At 59.4% G+C, this 17,604-nt stretch carries 16 protein-coding genes; 11 read left to right on the forward strand and 5 right to left on the reverse strand.

Going from position 1 to position 17,604, the window contains the following annotated elements; translation table 11 throughout:
- Positions 1 to 54: 54 nt before the first annotated feature.
- From ACZRKZ_RS15055 to ACZRKZ_RS15080, 6 genes are all read left to right on the forward strand, one after another.
- The gene (locus ACZRKZ_RS15055; protein ID WP_463981954.1) at positions 55 to 1,419 is read left to right on the forward strand and encodes an aspartate aminotransferase family protein; all 1,365 of its coding nucleotides are present in this window, start codon (positions 55 to 57) and stop codon (positions 1,417 to 1,419) included.
- A gap of 187 nt (positions 1,420 to 1,606) precedes the next feature.
- Positions 1,607 to 2,719: a polyamine ABC transporter substrate-binding protein gene (locus ACZRKZ_RS15060; protein WP_463967713.1), complete on the forward strand. Its 1,113-nt coding sequence runs from the start codon at positions 1,607 to 1,609 to the stop codon at positions 2,717 to 2,719.
- A 184-nt stretch (positions 2,720 to 2,903) separates the two neighbouring features.
- Positions 2,904 to 3,998, forward strand: coding sequence for a polyamine ABC transporter substrate-binding protein (locus ACZRKZ_RS15065; protein WP_463981955.1), 1,095 nt, complete (start codon positions 2,904 to 2,906; stop codon positions 3,996 to 3,998).
- Positions 3,999 to 4,062: 64 nt separating this feature from the next.
- Positions 4,063 to 5,205, forward strand: a complete 1,143-nt coding sequence (locus ACZRKZ_RS15070; protein ID WP_149412270.1) for an ABC transporter ATP-binding protein — start codon at positions 4,063 to 4,065, stop codon at positions 5,203 to 5,205.
- Positions 5,202 to 6,122: an ABC transporter permease subunit gene (locus ACZRKZ_RS15075; RefSeq protein WP_463981956.1), complete on the forward strand. Its 921-nt coding sequence runs from the start codon at positions 5,202 to 5,204 to the stop codon at positions 6,120 to 6,122. Before ACZRKZ_RS15070 ends, ACZRKZ_RS15075 begins: the two co-directional genes overlap by 4 nt.
- The gene (locus ACZRKZ_RS15080; protein WP_133100887.1) at positions 6,119 to 7,003 is read left to right on the forward strand and encodes an ABC transporter permease subunit; all 885 of its coding nucleotides are present in this window, start codon (positions 6,119 to 6,121) and stop codon (positions 7,001 to 7,003) included. Before ACZRKZ_RS15075 ends, ACZRKZ_RS15080 begins: the two co-directional genes overlap by 4 nt.
- 209 nt (positions 7,004 to 7,212) lie before the next feature.
- Here the strand turns inward: ACZRKZ_RS15080 and ACZRKZ_RS15085 are convergent, their stop codons facing one another.
- Together ACZRKZ_RS15085 and ACZRKZ_RS15090 are read right to left on the reverse strand one after the other, a co-directional pair.
- Entirely contained in the window at positions 7,213 to 9,597 is a 2,385-nt protein-coding gene (locus ACZRKZ_RS15085) for a penicillin acylase family protein (RefSeq protein ID WP_463981957.1), read from the reverse strand.
- Positions 9,598 to 9,628: 31 nt separating this feature from the next.
- Positions 9,629 to 10,204 carry a DUF6436 domain-containing protein gene (locus tag ACZRKZ_RS15090; protein WP_463981958.1) on the reverse strand — a complete coding sequence of 192 codons (576 nt, stop codon included), beginning with the start codon at positions 10,202 to 10,204 and terminating at the stop codon, positions 9,629 to 9,631.
- A gap of 110 nt (positions 10,205 to 10,314) precedes the next feature.
- On the opposite strand from ACZRKZ_RS15090, the gene bipL reads away from it, so the two are divergent.
- Positions 10,315 to 11,256 (forward strand): phospholipase BipL, encoded by a 942-nt coding sequence (gene bipL, locus ACZRKZ_RS15095; RefSeq protein ID WP_463981959.1) that lies wholly within the window; start codon positions 10,315 to 10,317, stop codon positions 11,254 to 11,256.
- A 43-nt stretch (positions 11,257 to 11,299) separates the two neighbouring features.
- On the opposite strand, the gene ACZRKZ_RS15100 is transcribed toward bipL, so the two are convergent.
- Complete coding sequence (locus ACZRKZ_RS15100) at positions 11,300 to 12,052, reverse strand: DUF2059 domain-containing protein (RefSeq protein ID WP_463981960.1); 753 nt, start codon at positions 12,050 to 12,052, stop codon at positions 11,300 to 11,302.
- A 131-nt stretch (positions 12,053 to 12,183) separates the two neighbouring features.
- Here ACZRKZ_RS15100 and ACZRKZ_RS15105 point away from each other — a divergent pair, with 131 nt between their 5' ends.
- Both ACZRKZ_RS15105 and ACZRKZ_RS15110 read left to right on the forward strand, forming a co-directional pair.
- Positions 12,184 to 12,816 (forward strand): 2OG-Fe(II) oxygenase, encoded by a 633-nt coding sequence (locus ACZRKZ_RS15105; protein ID WP_463967927.1) that lies wholly within the window; start codon positions 12,184 to 12,186, stop codon positions 12,814 to 12,816.
- Between the two features lie 2 nt (positions 12,817 to 12,818).
- Positions 12,819 to 13,313: a 2-thiouracil desulfurase family protein gene (locus tag ACZRKZ_RS15110; RefSeq protein WP_463981961.1), complete on the forward strand. Its 495-nt coding sequence runs from the start codon at positions 12,819 to 12,821 to the stop codon at positions 13,311 to 13,313.
- Positions 13,314 to 13,350: 37 nt separating this feature from the next.
- Here the strand turns inward: ACZRKZ_RS15110 and ACZRKZ_RS15115 are convergent, their stop codons facing one another.
- Positions 13,351 to 14,130: a transporter substrate-binding domain-containing protein gene (locus ACZRKZ_RS15115; RefSeq protein ID WP_463981962.1), complete on the reverse strand. Its 780-nt coding sequence runs from the start codon at positions 14,128 to 14,130 to the stop codon at positions 13,351 to 13,353.
- A gap of 134 nt (positions 14,131 to 14,264) precedes the next feature.
- On the opposite strand from ACZRKZ_RS15115, the gene ACZRKZ_RS15120 reads away from it, so the two are divergent.
- Positions 14,265 to 14,705 carry a DUF4399 domain-containing protein gene (locus ACZRKZ_RS15120; protein ID WP_133100896.1) on the forward strand — a complete coding sequence of 147 codons (441 nt, stop codon included), beginning with the start codon at positions 14,265 to 14,267 and terminating at the stop codon, positions 14,703 to 14,705.
- 61 nt (positions 14,706 to 14,766) lie between these two features.
- Here ACZRKZ_RS15120 and serA read toward each other — a convergent pair whose 3' ends face one another.
- Positions 14,767 to 15,996 carry a phosphoglycerate dehydrogenase gene (gene serA, locus ACZRKZ_RS15125; RefSeq protein WP_463967722.1) on the reverse strand — a complete coding sequence of 410 codons (1,230 nt, stop codon included), beginning with the start codon at positions 15,994 to 15,996 and terminating at the stop codon, positions 14,767 to 14,769.
- 204 nt (positions 15,997 to 16,200) lie between these two features.
- Here serA and ACZRKZ_RS15130 point away from each other — a divergent pair, with 204 nt between their 5' ends.
- Positions 16,201 to 17,595: an FAD-binding oxidoreductase gene (locus ACZRKZ_RS15130; RefSeq protein WP_463981963.1), complete on the forward strand. Its 1,395-nt coding sequence runs from the start codon at positions 16,201 to 16,203 to the stop codon at positions 17,593 to 17,595.
- Positions 17,596 to 17,604: the final 9 nt, after the last annotated feature.

Here is a 17,604-nt window from a genome sequence, read left to right on the forward strand (position 1 = left end):
GCCGGGTGCGGCCGTCACACGCCGCACCTCCACCTGCTATTTTTGGAGATTGGTATGACCAGCAACAACCCGCAAACCCGTGAATGGCAAGCCTTGAGCCGCGATCACCACCTGGCGCCGTTCAGCGACTTCAAACAGTTGAAAGAGAAAGGCCCGCGAATCATCACCAAAGCCCATGGTGTCTATCTGTGGGACAGCGAAGGTAACAAGATCCTCGACGGCATGGCCGGCCTGTGGTGCGTGGCCATCGGTTATGGCCGCGATGAACTGGCTGACGCCGCCGCCAAGCAGATGAAAGAGCTGCCGTACTACAACCTGTTCTTCCAGACCGCCCACCCGCCGGTACTGGAATTGGCCAAGGCCATCTCTGACGTTGCCCCTCAAGGCATGAACCACGTGTTCTTCACCGGCTCCGGCTCCGAAGGCAACGACACCATGCTGCGCATGGTTCGTCACTACTGGGCGATCAAGGGCCAGGCGAACAAGAAAGTCATCATCAGCCGCAAGAACGGCTACCACGGTTCCACCGTTGCCGGCGCGAGCCTGGGCGGCATGACCTACATGCACGAACAGGGCGACTTGCCGATCCCGGGCATCGTCCACATCGCCCAGCCGTACTGGTTCGGCGAAGGCGGCGACATGAGCCCCGAAGAGTTCGGCATCTGGGCCGCCAACCAACTGGAAGAGAAGATTCTGGAACTGGGCGTGGACAACGTCGGTGCCTTTATTGCCGAGCCGATCCAGGGCGCCGGTGGCGTGATCATTCCGCCCGACAGCTACTGGCCGCGCATCAAGGAAATCCTCGCCAAGTACGACATCCTGTTTGTCGCCGATGAGGTGATCTGTGGTTTCGGCCGTACCGGTGAGTGGTTCGGTAGCGATTTCTACAACCTCAAGCCGGACATGATGACCATCGCCAAGGGCCTGACCTCGGGTTATATCCCCATGGGCGGTCTAATCGTGCGCGACGAAGTGGTTGCCGTGCTCAATGAAGGTGGCGACTTCAACCACGGTTTCACCTACTCAGGTCATCCGGTGGCCGCCGCAGTGGCCCTGGAAAACATCCGCATCCTGCGCGATGAAAAAATTGTCGAGCGTGTCCACAACGAAACGGCACCCTATTTGCAACAACGCCTACGAGAGCTGAGTGATCATCCCCTGGTGGGCGAAGTCCGCGGTGTCGGCCTGTTGGGTGCCATTGAGCTGGTGCAGGACAAAGCGACGCGCAAGCGTTACGAAGGTAAAGGCGTTGGTATGATCTGCCGCACCTTCTGTTTTGAGAATGGCCTGATCATGCGCGCTGTCGGCGACACCATGATCATTTCGCCGCCGCTGGTGATCAGCAAGGCCGAGATTGACGAGTTGGTGACCAAGGCGCGCAAGTGCCTGGACCTGACTTTGGCGGCATTGCAGGGCTAAGTGCTAGGCTCAGTACGGAGTGGCCTTTGGCCGCTCCGTTATAAATGTAGGGCTTTGGTTGAAAGCCGGCCCTTGAACTTGCCAGACTGTCGCCCTGTTTTGTTGCCCTTCGAGGGGCCACTCAACACTTTGCAGCTGTTTATAGATAAAGAATGTGGCCCAAAAAGAAAAATTGGAGCATGACCGAATGAAGGCATTAGGATTGAAGAACGCTGGCAAGACCCTCCTGGCCTTGTCCCTGATGGGCGTGATGGTGGGCGCGGCCCAGGCAGACGACAAAGTGCTGCACGTCTACAACTGGTCTGACTACATCGCACCGGACACCGTGAAGAAGTTCGAAGCGGAGTCGGGCATCAAGGTGGTCTACGACGTATTCGACAGCAACGAAACCCTGGAAGCCAAGCTGCTGGCGGGCAAATCCGGGTATGACATCGTCGTACCTTCCAACAACTTCCTGGCCAAGCAGATAAAGGCCGGTGTTTACCAGAAGCTGGACAGGTCCAAGCTGCCAAACTGGAAAAACCTCAATCCTGAATTGCTCAAGGCCGTCTCAGTAAGCGACCCGGGCAACGAACACGCGTTCCCTTACATGTGGGGCTCGATCGGTATTGGCTTCAACGCCGATAAGGTCAAGGCCGCACTGGGTGCCGACGCACCGACCAATTCCTGGGATTTGCTGTTCAAGCCGGAAAATGCGGCCAAGCTGAAATCCTGCGGTATCAGCTTCCTCGACTCGCCAACCGAAATGTTGCCGATTGCCCTGCATTACCTCGGTTACCCGACCGACAGCCAGGACAAGAAACAACTGGCCGAAGCCGAAGCACTGTTCCTGAAGATCCGTCCTTCGGTCGGTTACTTCCACTCCTCCAAGTACATCTCGGACCTGGCCAACGGCAACATCTGTGTGGCAGTCGGTTACTCGGGTGATATCTACCAGGCCAAGGCCCGTGCCGCCGAAGCGGGTGACAAGGTCAAAGTCAGCTACAACATTCCCAAGGAAGGTGCTGGCAGCTTCTTCGACATGGTCGCCATCCCTAAAGATGCCGAAAACGTCGACGGCGCCTACAAGTTCATGACCTTCCTGATGAAGCCAGAAATTATGGCCGAGATCACCGACGCGGTACGTTTCCCCAACGGTAACGCGGCGGCGACGCCACTGGTCGACAAGGAAATCACCAGCGACCCAGGTGTTTATCCGCCAGCGGACGTCATGGCCAAGCTGTATGCAATTGCTGACTTGCCGGCCGCCACTCAGCGTTTGCTGACTCGCAGCTGGACCAAGATCAAATCGGGCAAATAAGCCGGTTTGATCAGGTCTTCGTTAACCGCCGCGGTGCGCGCGGTGGTTAACGAAACAATTAAATGACAGAAAGTTTTGCCGGATCGGTTTATCGAGGGTAAGTTGCGCGCCGGTTTTGTTGCCGCGCAGTGTTGCTGCCATGCAGCTCGGGCAACTTGGCCCAACTAGTTGAGAGGACCTCCACTTGCCAATTTCTTTATTTCGCAAAGCCTTGCTGGTCGGTGCGGGCGTCACGTTGGCAGTCAGCGTGCAGGCCGCTTCAACCGTGCATGTTTATAACTGGTCGGACTATATCGGTCCCGACACCCTGACCAACTTTGAAAAGGCCACCGGCATCAAGCCCGTCTACGACGTGTTCGACTCCAACGAAACCCTGGAAGGCAAGTTGCTGGCCGGTCGTACCGGCTATGACGTGGTAGTGCCGTCCAACCACTTCCTCGGCAAGCAAATCAAGGCCGGCGCATTCCAGAAGCTAGACAAGTCCCAACTGAGCAACTACGCCAACCTGGACCCGGCGCTGCTCAAGCGGCTGGAAAAGAACGATCCAGGCAACCAGTACGCAGTGCCCTACCTGTGGGGCACCAATGGCATCGGTTACAACGTCGAGAAAGTCAAAGCGGCGCTGGGCGTCGACAAGATCGATTCCTGGGCGGTGCTGTTCGAGCCGGAAAACATCAAGAAGCTCTCCAAGTGCGGCGTGGCGTTCCTTGATTCGGCCGATGAAATGTTGCCGGCTGTGCTCAATTACATGGGCCTGGACCCTAACAGCCAGAACCCCGAAGACTATAAAAAGGCTGAAGCCAAGCTGATGGCGGTGCGTCCGTACGTCACTTACTTCAACTCCTCCAAGTACGTTTCCGATCTGGCCAATGGCGAGATCTGTGTCGCCGCCGGCTTCTCCGGCGACGTCTTCCAGGCCAAGGCTCGTGCGGCCGAAGCGGGCAAGGGCGTGAACATCGCCTACGTCATCCCGAAAGAAGGCGGCAACCTCTGGTTCGACGTGCTGGCGATCCCCAAGGACTCCACCAACGTCAAGGAAGCCCTCGCTTTCATCAACTATTTGCTGAAACCTGAAGTGATCGCTCAGGTCAGTGATTACGTCGGTTACGCCAACCCTAACCCAGGGGCGGACATACTGATGGAGCAATCGATACGCACCGACGAAGCGGTTTACCCACCGCAGGCGGTTCTCGACCGGACCTTTGTCAACGGCGAGCTACCCCCGAAGGTGCAACGTTTAATGACCCGCAGCTGGACCAAGGTCAAGTCGGGCAAGTAAGGCTCAAACTATCCAAGATTTGCCCGTATTGGGCGAACTGCAAATTTTGTTGGGAGTTTCGTAAATGGCAGTTGCCTCCGGCGCCTATAAGAAAGCCCTCGAGGGCGACCAGACACCGAAAAAGGTGTTGGTCAAAATCGACCGGGTCACGAAGAAATTCGACGAGACGATTGCCGTGGACGATGTGTCCCTGGAAATCAAAAAAGGCGAGATCTTCGCCTTGCTCGGCGGTTCGGGTTCAGGCAAGTCCACCCTGCTGCGCATGCTTGCAGGTTTCGAGCGCCCGACCGAGGGCCGGATTTTCCTCGACGGTGTGGACATCACCGACATGCCGCCCTACGAGCGGCCGATCAACATGATGTTCCAGTCCTACGCCTTGTTCCCGCACATGACGGTGGCGCAGAACATCGCTTTCGGCCTGCAACAGGACAAGATCCCCAGGGCCGAGGTGGATGCCCGCGTCGCGGAAATGCTCAAGCTGGTACAGATGAGCCAGTTCGCCAAGCGCAAACCGCACCAACTGTCTGGCGGCCAGCGTCAGCGCGTGGCCCTGGCCCGCTCCCTGGCCAAGCGGCCGAAGTTGCTGTTGCTCGATGAGCCGATGGGCGCCCTGGACAAGAAGCTGCGTTCGCAAATGCAACTGGAGCTGGTGGAAATCATCGAGCGCGTGGGTGTGACCTGCGTGATGGTGACCCACGACCAGGAAGAGGCCATGACCATGGCCGAGCGCATTGCGATCATGCACCTGGGCTGGATCGCGCAGATCGGCAGCCCCATCGACATCTACGAGACGCCAACCAGCCGCCTGGTGTGCGAGTTCATCGGCAACGTCAATATCTTCGAAACCCAGGTTGTGGACGACGCCGAAGGCCACGCGCTGCTCAAGTGCCCTGACCTGGACCGCGACATCTACGTCGGCTACGGCATCGCCACCTCGCTAGAAGACAAGTCGGTGACCTACGCCATCCGCCCGGAAAAGCTGCTGGTGACCTCCGAAATGCCGACCTGCGAGCACAACTGGTCCAGCGGCAAGGTCCACGATATCGCCTACCTGGGCGGGCACTCGGTGTTTTACGTTGAGCTGCCCAGCGGCAAACTGGTGCAGTCCTTCGTCGCCAACGCTGAACGCCGTGGCGCACGGCCGACCTGGGGTGACCAGGTCTACGTGTGGTGGGAAGACGACAGCGGCGTGGTACTTCGTTCATGAATATGAAGAAATTCAAGCGCCAGTTGCAACGAATAACCCCCGGTGGCCGGCATTTGGTGATCGGGATACCTTTCCTCTGGCTGTTCCTGTTCTTCATGCTGCCGTTCTTCATTGTCCTGAAGATCAGTTTTGCCGAAGCCGACGTAGCGATCCCGCCGTACACCGAGATCTACACCTTCGTTGAACAGAAGCTGCAGTTGGTGCTCAACCTGGCCAACTACGCGATGCTGAGCGACGACGAGTTGTACATCGCAGCCTACCTTGGCTCGCTGAAGATGGCGTTTTTCAGCACAGTGTTGTGTCTGCTGATCGGTTATCCGATGGCCTATGCCATCGCCAGCGCCCGCAAGGAAATGCAGACCGTGCTGGTGCTGCTGATCATGATGCCGACCTGGACGGCGATCCTGATCCGCGTCTATGCGTGGATGGGCATCCTCAGCAACAACGGCTTGCTCAATGGCTTCCTGATGTCCATCGGCCTGATCAACGAGCCGTTCCAGATACTCAATACCAACATCGCGGTGTATATCGGCGTGGTCTACTCCTACCTGCCGTTCATGATCCTGCCGCTCTACGCCAACTTGGTCAAACATGACCAAAGTCTGCTGGAAGCCGCGTCGGACCTGGGGTCGAGTACCTTCAACAGTTTCTGGAAAATCACCGTGCCGCTGTCCAAGAACGGCATCATCGCCGGCTGCATGCTGGTGTTTATCCCGGTGGTGGGCGAGTTCGTGATCCCTGAACTGCTGGGCGGTCCGGAAACCCTGATGATCGGTAAAGTGTTGTGGCAAGAATTCTTCAACAACCGTGACTGGCCGGTGGCTTCTGCCCTGGCGGTGGTGATGCTGGCGATCCTGATCGTGCCGATCATCCTGTTCAACCGCAGCCAAGCCAAAGAGATGGAGGGCAAGATATGAAGCGCTTCAGTTTCTCCAGCTTTATGCTGGTCGTCGGGCTGCTGTTCATCTACCTGCCGATGCTGATCCTGGTGATCTATTCGTTCAACGAATCGAAACTGGTGACGGTGTGGGGCGGCTGGTCGATCAAGTGGTATGTCGGCCTGCTGGATAACACCCAATTGATGGGCTCGGTAGCGCGTTCCCTGGAAATCGCCTGCTACACGGCGGTGGCGGCAGTGGCGTTGGGCACGTTGGCGGCATTTGTGCTGACGCGCATCAGCCAGTTCAAGGGCCGTACGCTGTTCGGCGGCCTGGTGACGGCGCCTCTGGTGATGCCAGAAGTGATCACCGGTCTGTCGCTGTTGCTGCTGTTTGTAGCCATGGCGCAGATGATCGGCTGGCCCCAGGAACGTGGCATCGTCACCATCTGGATCGCTCACACCACGTTCTGTTCGGCGTATGTGGCGGTGGTGGTGTCGGCGCGCTTGCGTGAGCTGGACCTGTCGATCGAAGAAGCGGCGATGGACCTGGGCGCACGGCCGTGGAAGGTGTTCTTCCTGATCACCATCCCGATGATCGCGCCGTCGTTGGCGGCGGGTGGGATGATGTCCTTCGCGCTGTCCCTGGATGACCTGGTATTGGCCAGCTTTGTCTCGGGGCCGGGTTCCACCACGTTGCCGATGGAAGTGTTCTCGGCGGTGCGTCTGGGGGTTAAACCCGAGATCAATGCCGTGGCCAGTCTGATCCTGTTGGCGGTGTCGCTGGTGACCTTCCTGGTGTGGTTCTTCAGCCGCCGTGCCGAAGAGCGCCGCAAGAAGGCGATCCAGCAGGCGATTGAAGAAGCGGCAGCGGACGGTTGGAAGCAGCCAGATGCGCGTCGGGCGCCTGCGCCGGTTTAATCAGGTCTACCTGAAGAAACTGGATCAAAATGTGGGAGCTGGCTTGCCTGCGATGAGGCTCTGTCAGTCGACTGATTGGTTGACTGATACACCGCCATTGCAGGCAAGCCCCCTCGCCACAAGCCCAGCACATGCGCAGCGTGTTCAATCGCAGGCTTGGAGTGACGCCGCAACAATTCAGGCTGAATTTCGCGGCGCCAGTTTGAGCGCTATTGCGCGGCTCTGGCCGGCAACAGTTTGAGCGTACTTCGGGTATTGGCCGTCACTTCCTCATCATTGAAGTGCGCCTGCTCATACCCACCCTCGATATACGTTTCTGCCTGGTCGGCGTAGTGCTTGTCGAACGGCACGCCGCTTTGCCCTACCGGGTTGATGGTCAGGGCGTGCGCGGCGTCGGCGAAGTCGATCAGGCGCCGGGTTGACGGCCCATAAGTCACCGGCCAGGGCGCCGGCCCGATGGCGGCAGACAGGTTATTTGGCACTTCGTGGGTGCCGGGGGCCGCGAAGGGGCCGACATTGACGATCTGGTCCAACGGCTTCTGCGAGCCCAGCGGATGGCCATGAGTCAGGGTATGCGCCTTGCCCCACTGCCACTGCGCCGGGTTATCGCCGAAGGTGGCCTTGAGGTGCTTCAGGCTGGCTTGCCAGGCGATCCGGACGGTGTCGGCGCGGGTTTCCTTGAGTGGGGTGGTGCGGTTGTCCCACCACGGCGAGTCGGTGGCAGCGGCGAGGCGCGGCAGGGCGGAGTCGATGACTCGGGTCGAGAGCAGGGTCTGGAACATGGCGTCGCCCAGCTCGTCACGCATCGCGGCATCAGCAAGATCAAACAGCAACTGGTTGAACAGCGTGGCGCTGGTGGAGTCGAGCGGGTAATCACCTTTCCACGCGGCCAGTTGCTCCACCAGTTTCAACTCTGCCGGGTCCTTGACCACATCACGCAGTACTGGCAACAGCGGCGCCAGCAGCCTTGGCCCGTAGGCGGTGGTGGTGCCGAGCTGCAAGGCCTGGCTGTTTTCCAGATCCCATTTCACGCGGTTGTCGCTCAATTGCGCGTTCAACTGTTGGCCGCGATCCGCCAGGTTGTAATAGCCAGGGATCTCCATGCCGGTGGGCGACACGGGCTGCGCGTTGGCGGAGACCACGTAGCCACGCGCCGGGTTTTCTTCCTGGGGGTTGGCGCTGAACGGGTAGAAGCCGAGCTTGTCGGCCTGGGTGGTGCTGCCATCGAGGATAAAGCCGGGCTTGGCGTCGGCCGGGCGGATTGGCAACTGCGCCGCCGCCCACCAGCCGATATCGCCCTTGGCGTTAGCCCAGACGATATTCAGTCCCGGTGCGTGGACCTTGGCCACGGCGCTGCGAGCCTTGGCCAGGGTGTTGGCACGATTGAGCTGGTAGAAGCCGTCGAGGATCGGATTCTCGGTTTCGAGGAACGCCCACCACATGGCGATCGGCGTCTTGCCAGCGTTTGCGCCGAGCACGTCATTGATGATCGGGCCGTGGGGCGATTGACGCAGGGTCAGCGTCACCGGGGCCTGGCCCTTGACGGCGATCTGCTGCTCGCTGCTGGTCATGTCGACCCACTGGTCGTGGTAGCGGACCTGATTGGCGTTGTCCGGGTTGACCTGCTCGGCGATCAGGTCCAGATCATCGTTCTGGAACATGGTCAGGCTCCAGCCGAAATCCTTGTTGTGCCCCAGGAACGCTACCGGCACCAGCGCGTTGTGATAACCGTAGAGTTCAAAGCCCGGCGCCGACAACTGCGCCTCGTACCACACCGACGGCACCGAGAAGCGGATATGCGGGTCGCCAGCCAGCAACGGCTTGCCGCTCTTGGTGCGTGCGCCGCTGATGGCCCAGGCGTTGCTGCCCTCGAACTGCGGCAGGCCGTTATCGGCCAAAGCCTGCTCGCTCAGGCGGGCGATGGCGCCAAGGTCTTTCCAGTCGCCGGCGGCCAGGCCAAGATCGCCCCTGGGTTTCCAATCAAGGTCGAAAGCCTTCAGGTAGTCGCTGCCGAGTTGATCGCGTACGTAAGTCAGCAAGGGCTCGGTACGAAAGGCGGCGGCAAAGCTGTAGGCCAGGTAGCCGGCGATGCTGATGGTGTCTTCGGCGGTAAACGGGCGCTTGGGAATACCCAGTACGTCGAACTCCATGGGTTTGGCGTGGCTGTCCTGATACTGGTTGACACCGTCCAGGTAGGCTTGCAGGGCTTTCCAGTGGGGCGACTGGCGGTCCATCTGCGCTGCATAAGTGGTGGCGCGGTCACGGATACGCAGGCTGCGAAACAGTTTGTCGGTGTCCAGCAACTTGGGGCCGAGCACTTCGGCCAGTTCGCCACGGGCCAGGCGGCGCATGATTTCCATCTGGAACAGCCGGTCCTGGGCATGCACATAGCCAAGGGCGCGGTACAGGTCGGCTTCGTTCTCGGCGCGTATATGGGGTACGCCACGGTCGTCATAGCGAACAGTGACCGAGCCTTGCAGGTTGGCCATCTCTACCGTGCCCTGGCGGGTCGGCTGCTTGCTGTAGACGTACCAGCCGGCGCCGAGGGCGATCAGCACCAGTAGGGCTGCGAGGACCGACAACACGCGCTTCATGGAAATTCCTTAGTGAGAATGGGACAGCAGACTACAAACCTTCCGGCCAGGAACAATAGCAGCCCACCGCCAGAGTGTGGGTCGCGTTCACGTCGCGTCCACCCTTGAGTGCCTGCAGGATAGGTTCGATAAAGCTGTTGCTGGAATTACAGGTCAGCCCTTCGCTGTAAGGCCCGAAATAGGCCAGCTTGCCCGTGCGATCCCAAATCCCCACGGCGGGGCTGGCGGGCACGTGTTCGGCGCCGGGCAGGGCCGTGAGGACTTTCATTGCGCCGAGGGTCGTGGGCAACTGGCCGTGGCTGCCGGCTTTTTGCAGGGCGTAGAACTCCACGCCCTGGGGTGCGTATTGCTCGATCAATTCGCTGAGGTGCTGTTGATTGCCGACGTTGCACGGGCACGCTGGGTCCCAGAAATGCACCAGGCGAATCGGGCCTGGCCCGGCGAGGTCGTCGGGCAGCTTGAGCATGTCCCCGGAAAACACCGCCGTGTGTTCGCTGAAGGCCCGCAGGTAGCGATCCTGGAACCAGTCATACGCCGCCCACAACACCACTGCGCAGATCAGTACGATCAGGCTGGCGAACAGGGTCGTGCGGTAAGGCTTTCGCATTCAGATCAATCCTCGAAGGACGCGTAGCTTGCCATGCTTGCCCTGACAGATGAATATCGCAGCTCGATAAAACCTGTGCAGCGCACCAAGCCTCTAGTCTGGAACCTCTTATGCCCGTGACCTTTGACCCCGATCACCTTCGCGAAAGCTTGCGGCCGTTGGTGGATGCGCAGCCGCTCTCAGCCGAGGCCCGGGTCTATCAGCGCTTCTATGGTCTGGACCTGGCGGCCCGCAAGGAGCCGGTTGTCAGCCGCCTGGGGCGTTTTGAGGTCGACGGGTTCGAGGTGGTCAGCCAGGTCTGGTGGCCACGGCAACCTGTGGCAACGATGTTCCTGTTTCACGGTTTCTACGATCACATGGGGCTGTACCGCAACGTGGTGGACTGGGGCCTGGACCAGGGTTTCGTGGTGATCGCCTGCGACCTGCCGGGCCACGGGCTGTCCAGCGGCGAGCGGGCCAGCATCGACGACTTCGCGGTGTACCAGAACGTGGTGCAGGTGCTGTTCGAGCAGGCCAAGGCGTTGCAACTGCCTCAGCCGTGGCACCTGTTCGGGCAAAGCACCGGCGGGGCGATTGTAGTGGACCACCTGCTCAACCACGGCGTCGACAGCCCGGCACAAGGCAAGACGTTCCTGTTGTCACCGCTGGTCCGGCCTCGGGCCTGGGGTTGGTCGCAGCTCAGCTATTACTTGCTCAAGCCGTTCGTCAAAGGCATTGCCCGACGCTTCAGCGATAACACCAACGACCCTGCGTTCAGGCCGTTCCTGGAAGCGGACCCGTTGCAGCCGCGGCAATTGCCCACCGCCTGGGTGGGCGCGCTGGCACGCTGGATCAAGCGTATCGAAGCCGCACCGCGCAGCAGTCGGCGGCCGCTGATTGTGCAGGGGGAAGACGATATGACGGTGGATTGGCAGCACAACTTGCAAGTGTTGCAGGGGAAGTTTGATCAGCCTGAGATTCTGATGTTGCCGCGCGGCAGGCATCATTTGGCCAATGAGATTCCGCAGATTCGCCAAGAGTATTTCAAGTTCCTCACCGACCACCTGAGCTGACCGAAATCTACAGGTGGGAGCGGGCTTGCCCGCTCCACATTTATTACGGTGCGAGGCTCGATGTACTTTGGCCGACGGCCAGGCCGGCGCGGATCGCGGCCAAGGCCGCTTGATAGTAAGCCTTGCCTTCCGGCGACTCGGCAAACGTAGCGAATTCTTCCAATTCCGGGTCGGACAAATCGCGATAGACGTACAACAGCGTGTTGTTCAAGTCATTGCCAATCTGCTGCATCAAACGCTCGCGCTGGCCGTTCAACATGCCTTGGGCCTGACCGCCGCCCAGTAGGCCGGGAATCATCTGGCTCAAGCTGTCGGCCGCCACACCGGCAATCGCCAGGCTGACCTCGGCGCCGGCTTCTCGGGCGGGCAGCGCCTGGGCCAGGTGGCCGATGATCAGGCTACGGGTGGCATCGGCCTGGATTTGCGGCAGGCCCTGGGCGTTTTTCGCCAACTGATCCCGACGGGTCGCGAGCAATTCGGCGGCGACGATCTTGCTGCCCAAGGGCGACTGGAAGAAGGCCAGTGCAGGTTTTGGGTCCACCAGATTTTTGCGCAACTGCGCCTCGGCCCGCTGATCCATGGCCTTGGGGTTGAAGCGCTTATTGCTGTTGTCCACCAGCGCTTGATATACGGCGGGCGGCAAGCTGTTGCGATAGCGTTGCTGGGCGGCACTCAAGGCGTCATTAAAATGCGCGCGTTGTTCTGGCCAGCCGGCGACCGTGTACAACTGGTCATGGCTGTCTGCCCAAGCGGGTAAAACGCAGAACATCAGCAAGGAAAAAAACAAATGACGCATATGGACTCCTGTCAGTCGGCCACTATTGTCCGTGTCGGGCGTAGGATTTGTCGAGAAGTCCTATCAGTCACCTGACTAAAGTGTATTCAGACGCTCAGCGGCGCTGTCGGATTCACAGGCGTATGGATACTATGCGCGCCATGCAAATACCCTCTGATCACCCGCTGTTGTTACGCATCGTCGACGACCTGGCTGTGAAGGGCTGGTCGCAGCAGAACATCTTCCTGCCAGAGGCTCTGACCCTGGAACTGGCGGCTGAGTGCCATAAACGTGCCGCTGAAGGTGAATTGGCACCAGCGGCCGTTGGGCGCGGGCCGTTTCAGGAGATTCGCGAGGGTATTCGCGGTGATCACATTCAATGGCTGGAAGCCGGCCAGGTCGCTGCCTGCGACAATTACCTCGACCTGATGGACAGCCTGCGGGTGGCGATGAATCGAGGCCTGTTCCTCGGTCTGGAAGATTTTGAAAGCCATTTCGCCCTGTACCCGCCGGGAGCGTTTTACCTCAGGCATATTGACCGCTTTCGCGACGACGACCGGCGTATGGTCTCTGCGGTGATCTACTTGAACAATGCCTGGCTGCCTGAGCATGGTGGCCAGTTGCGCATGTACCTTGACGAGGGTGTGGAGCACGATGTGGTGCCCACCGGCGGTTGCCTGGTGGTGTTCCTGTCGGGTGAAGTGCCCCATGAAGTCCTGCCCGCCACTCGCGAGCGCCTGTCCTTGACGGGCTGGTTTCGCCGGCGGGGCAACGAGCCGTTTTAATCATGGAAAAAATCTTGATCAGCCGCTGCCTGCTCGGGCATCGCGTGCGATACGACGGCGGGGCCAGCGGGTCTTTTGATCAACTGGCCGCTTGGCAGGCCGAAGGCCGCGTGGTTGCAGTGTGCCCAGAAGTAGCCGGTGGCTTGCCGACGCCACGTCCGTCTGCCGAGATTCCGGGCGGGCAGGGCGTTGATGTCTGGGAAGGCCGCGCTAAGGTGCTGACGGCTGAAGGTGAAGACTTCAGCGAAGCGTTCCTCGACGGCGCGCGTCAGGCGTTGGCGTTGGTGCAGCGCTACGGTATTCGTATTGCGGTGCTCAAGGCCAATAGCCCGTCATGCGGTAATCTGCTGACCTATGACGGCACCTTCAGCGGCGTGAAGGTGAGCGGCGAAGGAGTGACAGCGGCGTTGCTCAAGCGCCATGGGGTGTTGGTGTTCAGTGAGCTGGAGCTGCCCGAGGCGGCACAGGCGCTGGCGCACCTCTCAAATCCGCACTGATCTAATGTGGGCTCGACAGCTCCCACATTGATCGAGTTTAGTCAGCCCTCGCCACCGGCTTGCTCGCATCCATCCCGAACCATTTCTCTGACAACGCCGTCAGCCGGCCATCCGCCTTGATTCGTTGCAGCGCCTTGTCCAGGCTCGACTTGAACGCCGGGTTGCCCTTCTGGAAGGGAATCGCCAGGCTCAAGGTCGGGCCGACGGTTGCACCTTCCTTAACCGGTAACTGACTGTCGCGAATCGCGTAGGGAATCAGCAGCCGATCACTGATGGCCGCATCGATCTGCTGGTCGGCCACGTCCTTGATCGGTTGTTTGGCGTCGGCGTAGCTGCGCAGGTCGACACCTTCTGCGGTGCGCGCCTGCTCCACAAACTGACTGCCTTGGGCCACGCCCAGCGCCTTGCCCTTGAGCGCGTCAAGGCTGCCCAATGGGCGGTTTTCCTGCTTGCGCACAATCAACTGGGCACTGGAATAACTATAGGGTTCGCTGAAATCGAAACGATCCTGCAGTTCAGGAGTCACAGCGATATGGTTGATCGCCACGTCGTACTTGCCGCTTTCCACACCGGGCAGCATGTCCGTGGCATCGGTGGTGATAAAGGAGGCGCGTACGTCCATCTCTTTGGCCAGCAACTCACCCAGTTCCACTTCAAAGCCGGTGAGCTTGTCGCCTTCCTTGAAGTTGAAGGGCGGTGTGTTGGCCTCCAGGGCAATGCGCAATTCACCGCGATCAAACACATCATCGAACATTTCGGCATGAGCCAGGGGGCTCATCAGGGGTAGCAAAAGTAACAGGCCAGGCAAAAAATGCATGGTCACTCCTAAAGAATTCGAATGTGCGAGGCGTCGTTCAGACTCGCTTTGCTATGGTGTTGAGTGCCTTGGACAACGATTTGTCGCTAAGTTGTCATAACCCTACAGATTTCACAAAAAAACTGGAGAAGTTAATGAAAGCCTTTTTGTCCCGTGCAACCCTGGCCAGCCTATTGCTGGGTGCTTCGATGCTGGCGACTGCCGCAGACGGTATCCCCCGCAGCGAACCACCGGCTGATGCCAAAGTCTTCATCGTCTCGCCCAAAGACGGCGCCACTGTCGATAAGACCTTCACCGTCAAGTTCGGCATGGGAGGCCTGAAACTGGCCCCAGCCACCGACCAGACCCCAGGCACCGGTCACCACCACCTGCTGGTCGACCAGAAAGCACTGCCTGACGCCAGCGTGCCGATTCCGGCTACCGACACCGTGATCCACTACGGCAAGGCCCAGACGGAAACCGAACTGACCCTCACTCCAGGTAAGCACACCTTGCAACTGGTGGCCGGCGACAAGCTGCACATGCAATTCAACCCGACTGTAGCGTCTAAAGTCATTACGGTTAACGTTAAGTAAGATTTGTTCAGACAAAAAAAGGGAGACCCGAGGGTCTCCCTTTTTCGTGGGCGCTTGAAACCTAGAACAACACGCGGCTACGAATCGTGCCGTTGATGTGCTGCAGCTTCTCTTGCGCCAGGTCCGAGTACTCGGCGTCGACGTCGATGACGACGTAGCCGACTTTCTCGTTGGTCTGCAGGAACTGACCGGAAATGTTGATGCCGTTTTCCGCGAAGACCTTGTTGATCTCGCTCATCACACCCGGAATGTTCTTGTGGATGTGCAGCAGGCGGTGCTTGCCAGGGTGAGCCGGCAGCGCCACTTCCGGGAAGTTGACCGAGGACACCGACGTACCGTTGTCGCTGTACTTGACCAGCTTCTCCGCCACTTCCAGGCCGATGTTGGCCTGGGCTTCAGCGGTGGAACCGCCGATGTGTGGGGTCAGGATCACATTGTCCAGGCCACGCAGCGGGCTTTCGAAGATGTCGTCGTTGGAGCGAGGCTCTACCGGGAACACGTCGATGGCGGCGCCGATCAGGTGCTTGTCCTTGATCGCGTCGGCCAGTGCGTCCAGTTCGACCACGGTGCCGCGAGCAGCGTTGATCAAGATTCCGCCCTTCTTGATGGCGCGGATTTCTTTCTCGCCCATCATCCACTGGGTTTCAGCGGTTTCCGGAACGTGCAGGGTGACGATGTCCGACATGCCCAGCAGCTCAGTCAGGCTGGAGACCTGAGTGGCGTTGCCCAGCGGCAATTTGGTCAGGGTGTCGTAGAAGTACACCTGCATGCCCAGGCCTTCGGCCAGGACCGACAATTGCGTGCCGATCGAGCCGTAACCGACGATACCCAACTTCTTGCCACGGATTTCGAAGGAGTTGGCCGCGCTTTTGATCCAGCCGCCACGGTGGCAGGAAGCGTTCTTCTCAGGGATACCGCGCAGCAGCAGGATGGCCTCGGCCAGCACCAGTTCAGCAACGGAACGGGTGTTGGAGTACGGTGCGTTGAACACCGCGATGCCGCGCTCGCGCGCAGCGTTGAGGTCGACCTGGTTGGTGCCGATGCAGAAACACCCTACAGCCACAAGCTTCTTGGCATGGTCGAAGATTTCTTCGGTCAACTGGGTGCGGGAGCGGATGCCGATAAAGTGCGCGTCGGCGATCTTTTCCTTGAGCTGGGATTCCGGCAGAGAACTGGTGATGTACTCAATGCTGGTGTACCCGGAGGCCTTCAGGACGTCGACGGCCGATGGGTGGACGCCTTCCAGAAGAAGGAACTTGATCTTGCTCTTATCGAGAGAAGTCTTGCTCATCTGCGTAAACCTGTATCCCGGAGAAAATTGGCAGGGAGTCGAGCAGCGCAAGCTGACCCGGACGGCAGGAAAGCCGTCACCGCAGAACGCCCTTGGGCACTATCCTGCGGGGGCGGTATGCTAGCATACGTGCCCCGCTAAACACCCATTCCTGCGACGTGAAGCGTTCTCAGGATGACCATGAATTGTTCGAGAGTTCTGTCGATGACCCATCCTGCCCTGATTGATGAGCTAAAGACCCTGGTTGAGCCTGGCAAGGTCCTGACCGATGCCGACTCCCTGAATGCTTACGGCAAGGATTGGACCAAGCATTTCGCCCCGGCCCCTACCGCCATTGTCTTCCCGAAGACCACTGAACAGGTGCAGGCCATTGTTCGCTGGGCCAATGCACACAAGGTCGCGCTGGTGCCGTCCGGTGGTCGCACAGGACTTTCGGCCGCAGCGGTAGCCGCCAATGGCGAAGTGGTGGTGTCGTTCGACTATATGAACCAGATCCTCGACGTGAACCTCACCGATCGCACCGCCGTGTGCCAACCGGGCGTGGTCACCAAGCAGTTGCAGAACACCGCCGAAGAAAAAGGCCTGTACTACCCGGTGGACTTCGCGTCGTCCGGTTCCAGCCAGATTGGCGGCAATATCGGCACCAATGCCGGCGGGATCAAGGTGATTCGCTACGGCATGACCCGCAACTGGGTCGCGGGCATGAAAGTGGTCACCGGCAAGGGCGACCTGCTGGAGCTGAACAAAGACCTGATCAAGAACGCTACCGGCTACGACATGCGCCAGCTGTTTATCGGCGCCGAGGGCACCCTGGGCTTTGTGGTTGAAGCGACCATGCGCCTGGACCGGGCGCCGAAAAACCTCACTGCCATGGTTCTCGGTACCGCCGATTTCGACTCGATCATGCCCGTGTTGCACGCCTTCCAGAGCAAGCTGGACTTGACCGCCTTCGAATTCTTCTCCGACAAAGCCCTGGCCAAGGTCCTTGCCCGTGGCGACGTGCTGGCGCCGTTCGAATCCGATTGCCCGTTCTACGCGTTGCTGGAATTTGAAGCGACCACTGAAGAAGTGGCCAACGATGCCCTGGAAACCTTCGAGCACTGCGTCGAACAGGGCTGGGTACTGGACGGCGTGATGAGCCAGAGCGAAACCCAACTGCATAACCTGTGGAAGCTGCGCGAGTACATCTCCGAGACCATTTCTCACTGGACGCCGTACAAGAACGACATCTCGGTCACCGTATCGAAAGTCCCGGCTTTCCTGAAGGAAATCGACGCGATCGTCGGCGAGCACTACCCAGACTTCGAAATCGTCTGGTTCGGCCACATCGGCGACGGCAACCTGCACTTGAACATCCTCAAGCCGGAAAACCTGAGCAAGGATGAGTTCTTCGCCAAGTGCGCCACCGTCAACAAGTGGGTATTCGAAACCGTCGAGAAGTACAACGGTTCGATCTCCGCCGAACACGGCGTTGGGATGACCAAACGCGATTATCTGAGCTACACCCGTTCGCCAGTAGAAATCGAATACATGAAGGCAGTGAAGGCAGTATTCGACCCGAATGGGATCATGAACCCAGGCAAGATCTTCGCTGTTTAACCGTCACGA

Source organism: Pseudomonas sp. c313 (genome assembly GCF_055407145.1).

Coding starts and splice junctions, on each gene's coding strand:
- ACZRKZ_RS15055 (WP_463981954.1), top strand. CDS start 55: ATGACCAGCAACAACCCGCAAACCCGTGAATGGCAAGCCTTGAGCCGC.
- ACZRKZ_RS15060 (WP_463967713.1), top strand. CDS start 1,607: ATGAAGGCATTAGGATTGAAGAACGCTGGCAAGACCCTCCTGGCCTTG.
- ACZRKZ_RS15070 (WP_149412270.1), top strand. CDS start 4,063: ATGGCAGTTGCCTCCGGCGCCTATAAGAAAGCCCTCGAGGGCGACCAG.
- ACZRKZ_RS15075 (WP_463981956.1), top strand. CDS start 5,202: ATGAATATGAAGAAATTCAAGCGCCAGTTGCAACGAATAACCCCCGGT.
- ACZRKZ_RS15080 (WP_133100887.1), top strand. CDS start 6,119: ATGAAGCGCTTCAGTTTCTCCAGCTTTATGCTGGTCGTCGGGCTGCTG.
- ACZRKZ_RS15085 (WP_463981957.1), bottom strand. CDS start 9,597: ATGAAGCGCGTGTTGTCGGTCCTCGCAGCCCTACTGGTGCTGATCGCC.
- ACZRKZ_RS15090 (WP_463981958.1), bottom strand. CDS start 10,204: ATGCGAAAGCCTTACCGCACGACCCTGTTCGCCAGCCTGATCGTACTG.
- bipL (WP_463981959.1), top strand. CDS start 10,315: ATGCCCGTGACCTTTGACCCCGATCACCTTCGCGAAAGCTTGCGGCCG.
- ACZRKZ_RS15100 (WP_463981960.1), bottom strand. CDS start 12,052: ATGCGTCATTTGTTTTTTTCCTTGCTGATGTTCTGCGTTTTACCCGCT.
- ACZRKZ_RS15105 (WP_463967927.1), top strand. CDS start 12,184: ATGCGCGCCATGCAAATACCCTCTGATCACCCGCTGTTGTTACGCATC.
- ACZRKZ_RS15110 (WP_463981961.1), top strand. CDS start 12,819: ATGGAAAAAATCTTGATCAGCCGCTGCCTGCTCGGGCATCGCGTGCGA.
- ACZRKZ_RS15115 (WP_463981962.1), bottom strand. CDS start 14,130: ATGCATTTTTTGCCTGGCCTGTTACTTTTGCTACCCCTGATGAGCCCC.
- ACZRKZ_RS15120 (WP_133100896.1), top strand. CDS start 14,265: ATGAAAGCCTTTTTGTCCCGTGCAACCCTGGCCAGCCTATTGCTGGGT.
- serA (WP_463967722.1), bottom strand. CDS start 15,996: ATGAGCAAGACTTCTCTCGATAAGAGCAAGATCAAGTTCCTTCTTCTG.
- ACZRKZ_RS15130 (WP_463981963.1), top strand. CDS start 16,201: ATGACCCATCCTGCCCTGATTGATGAGCTAAAGACCCTGGTTGAGCCT.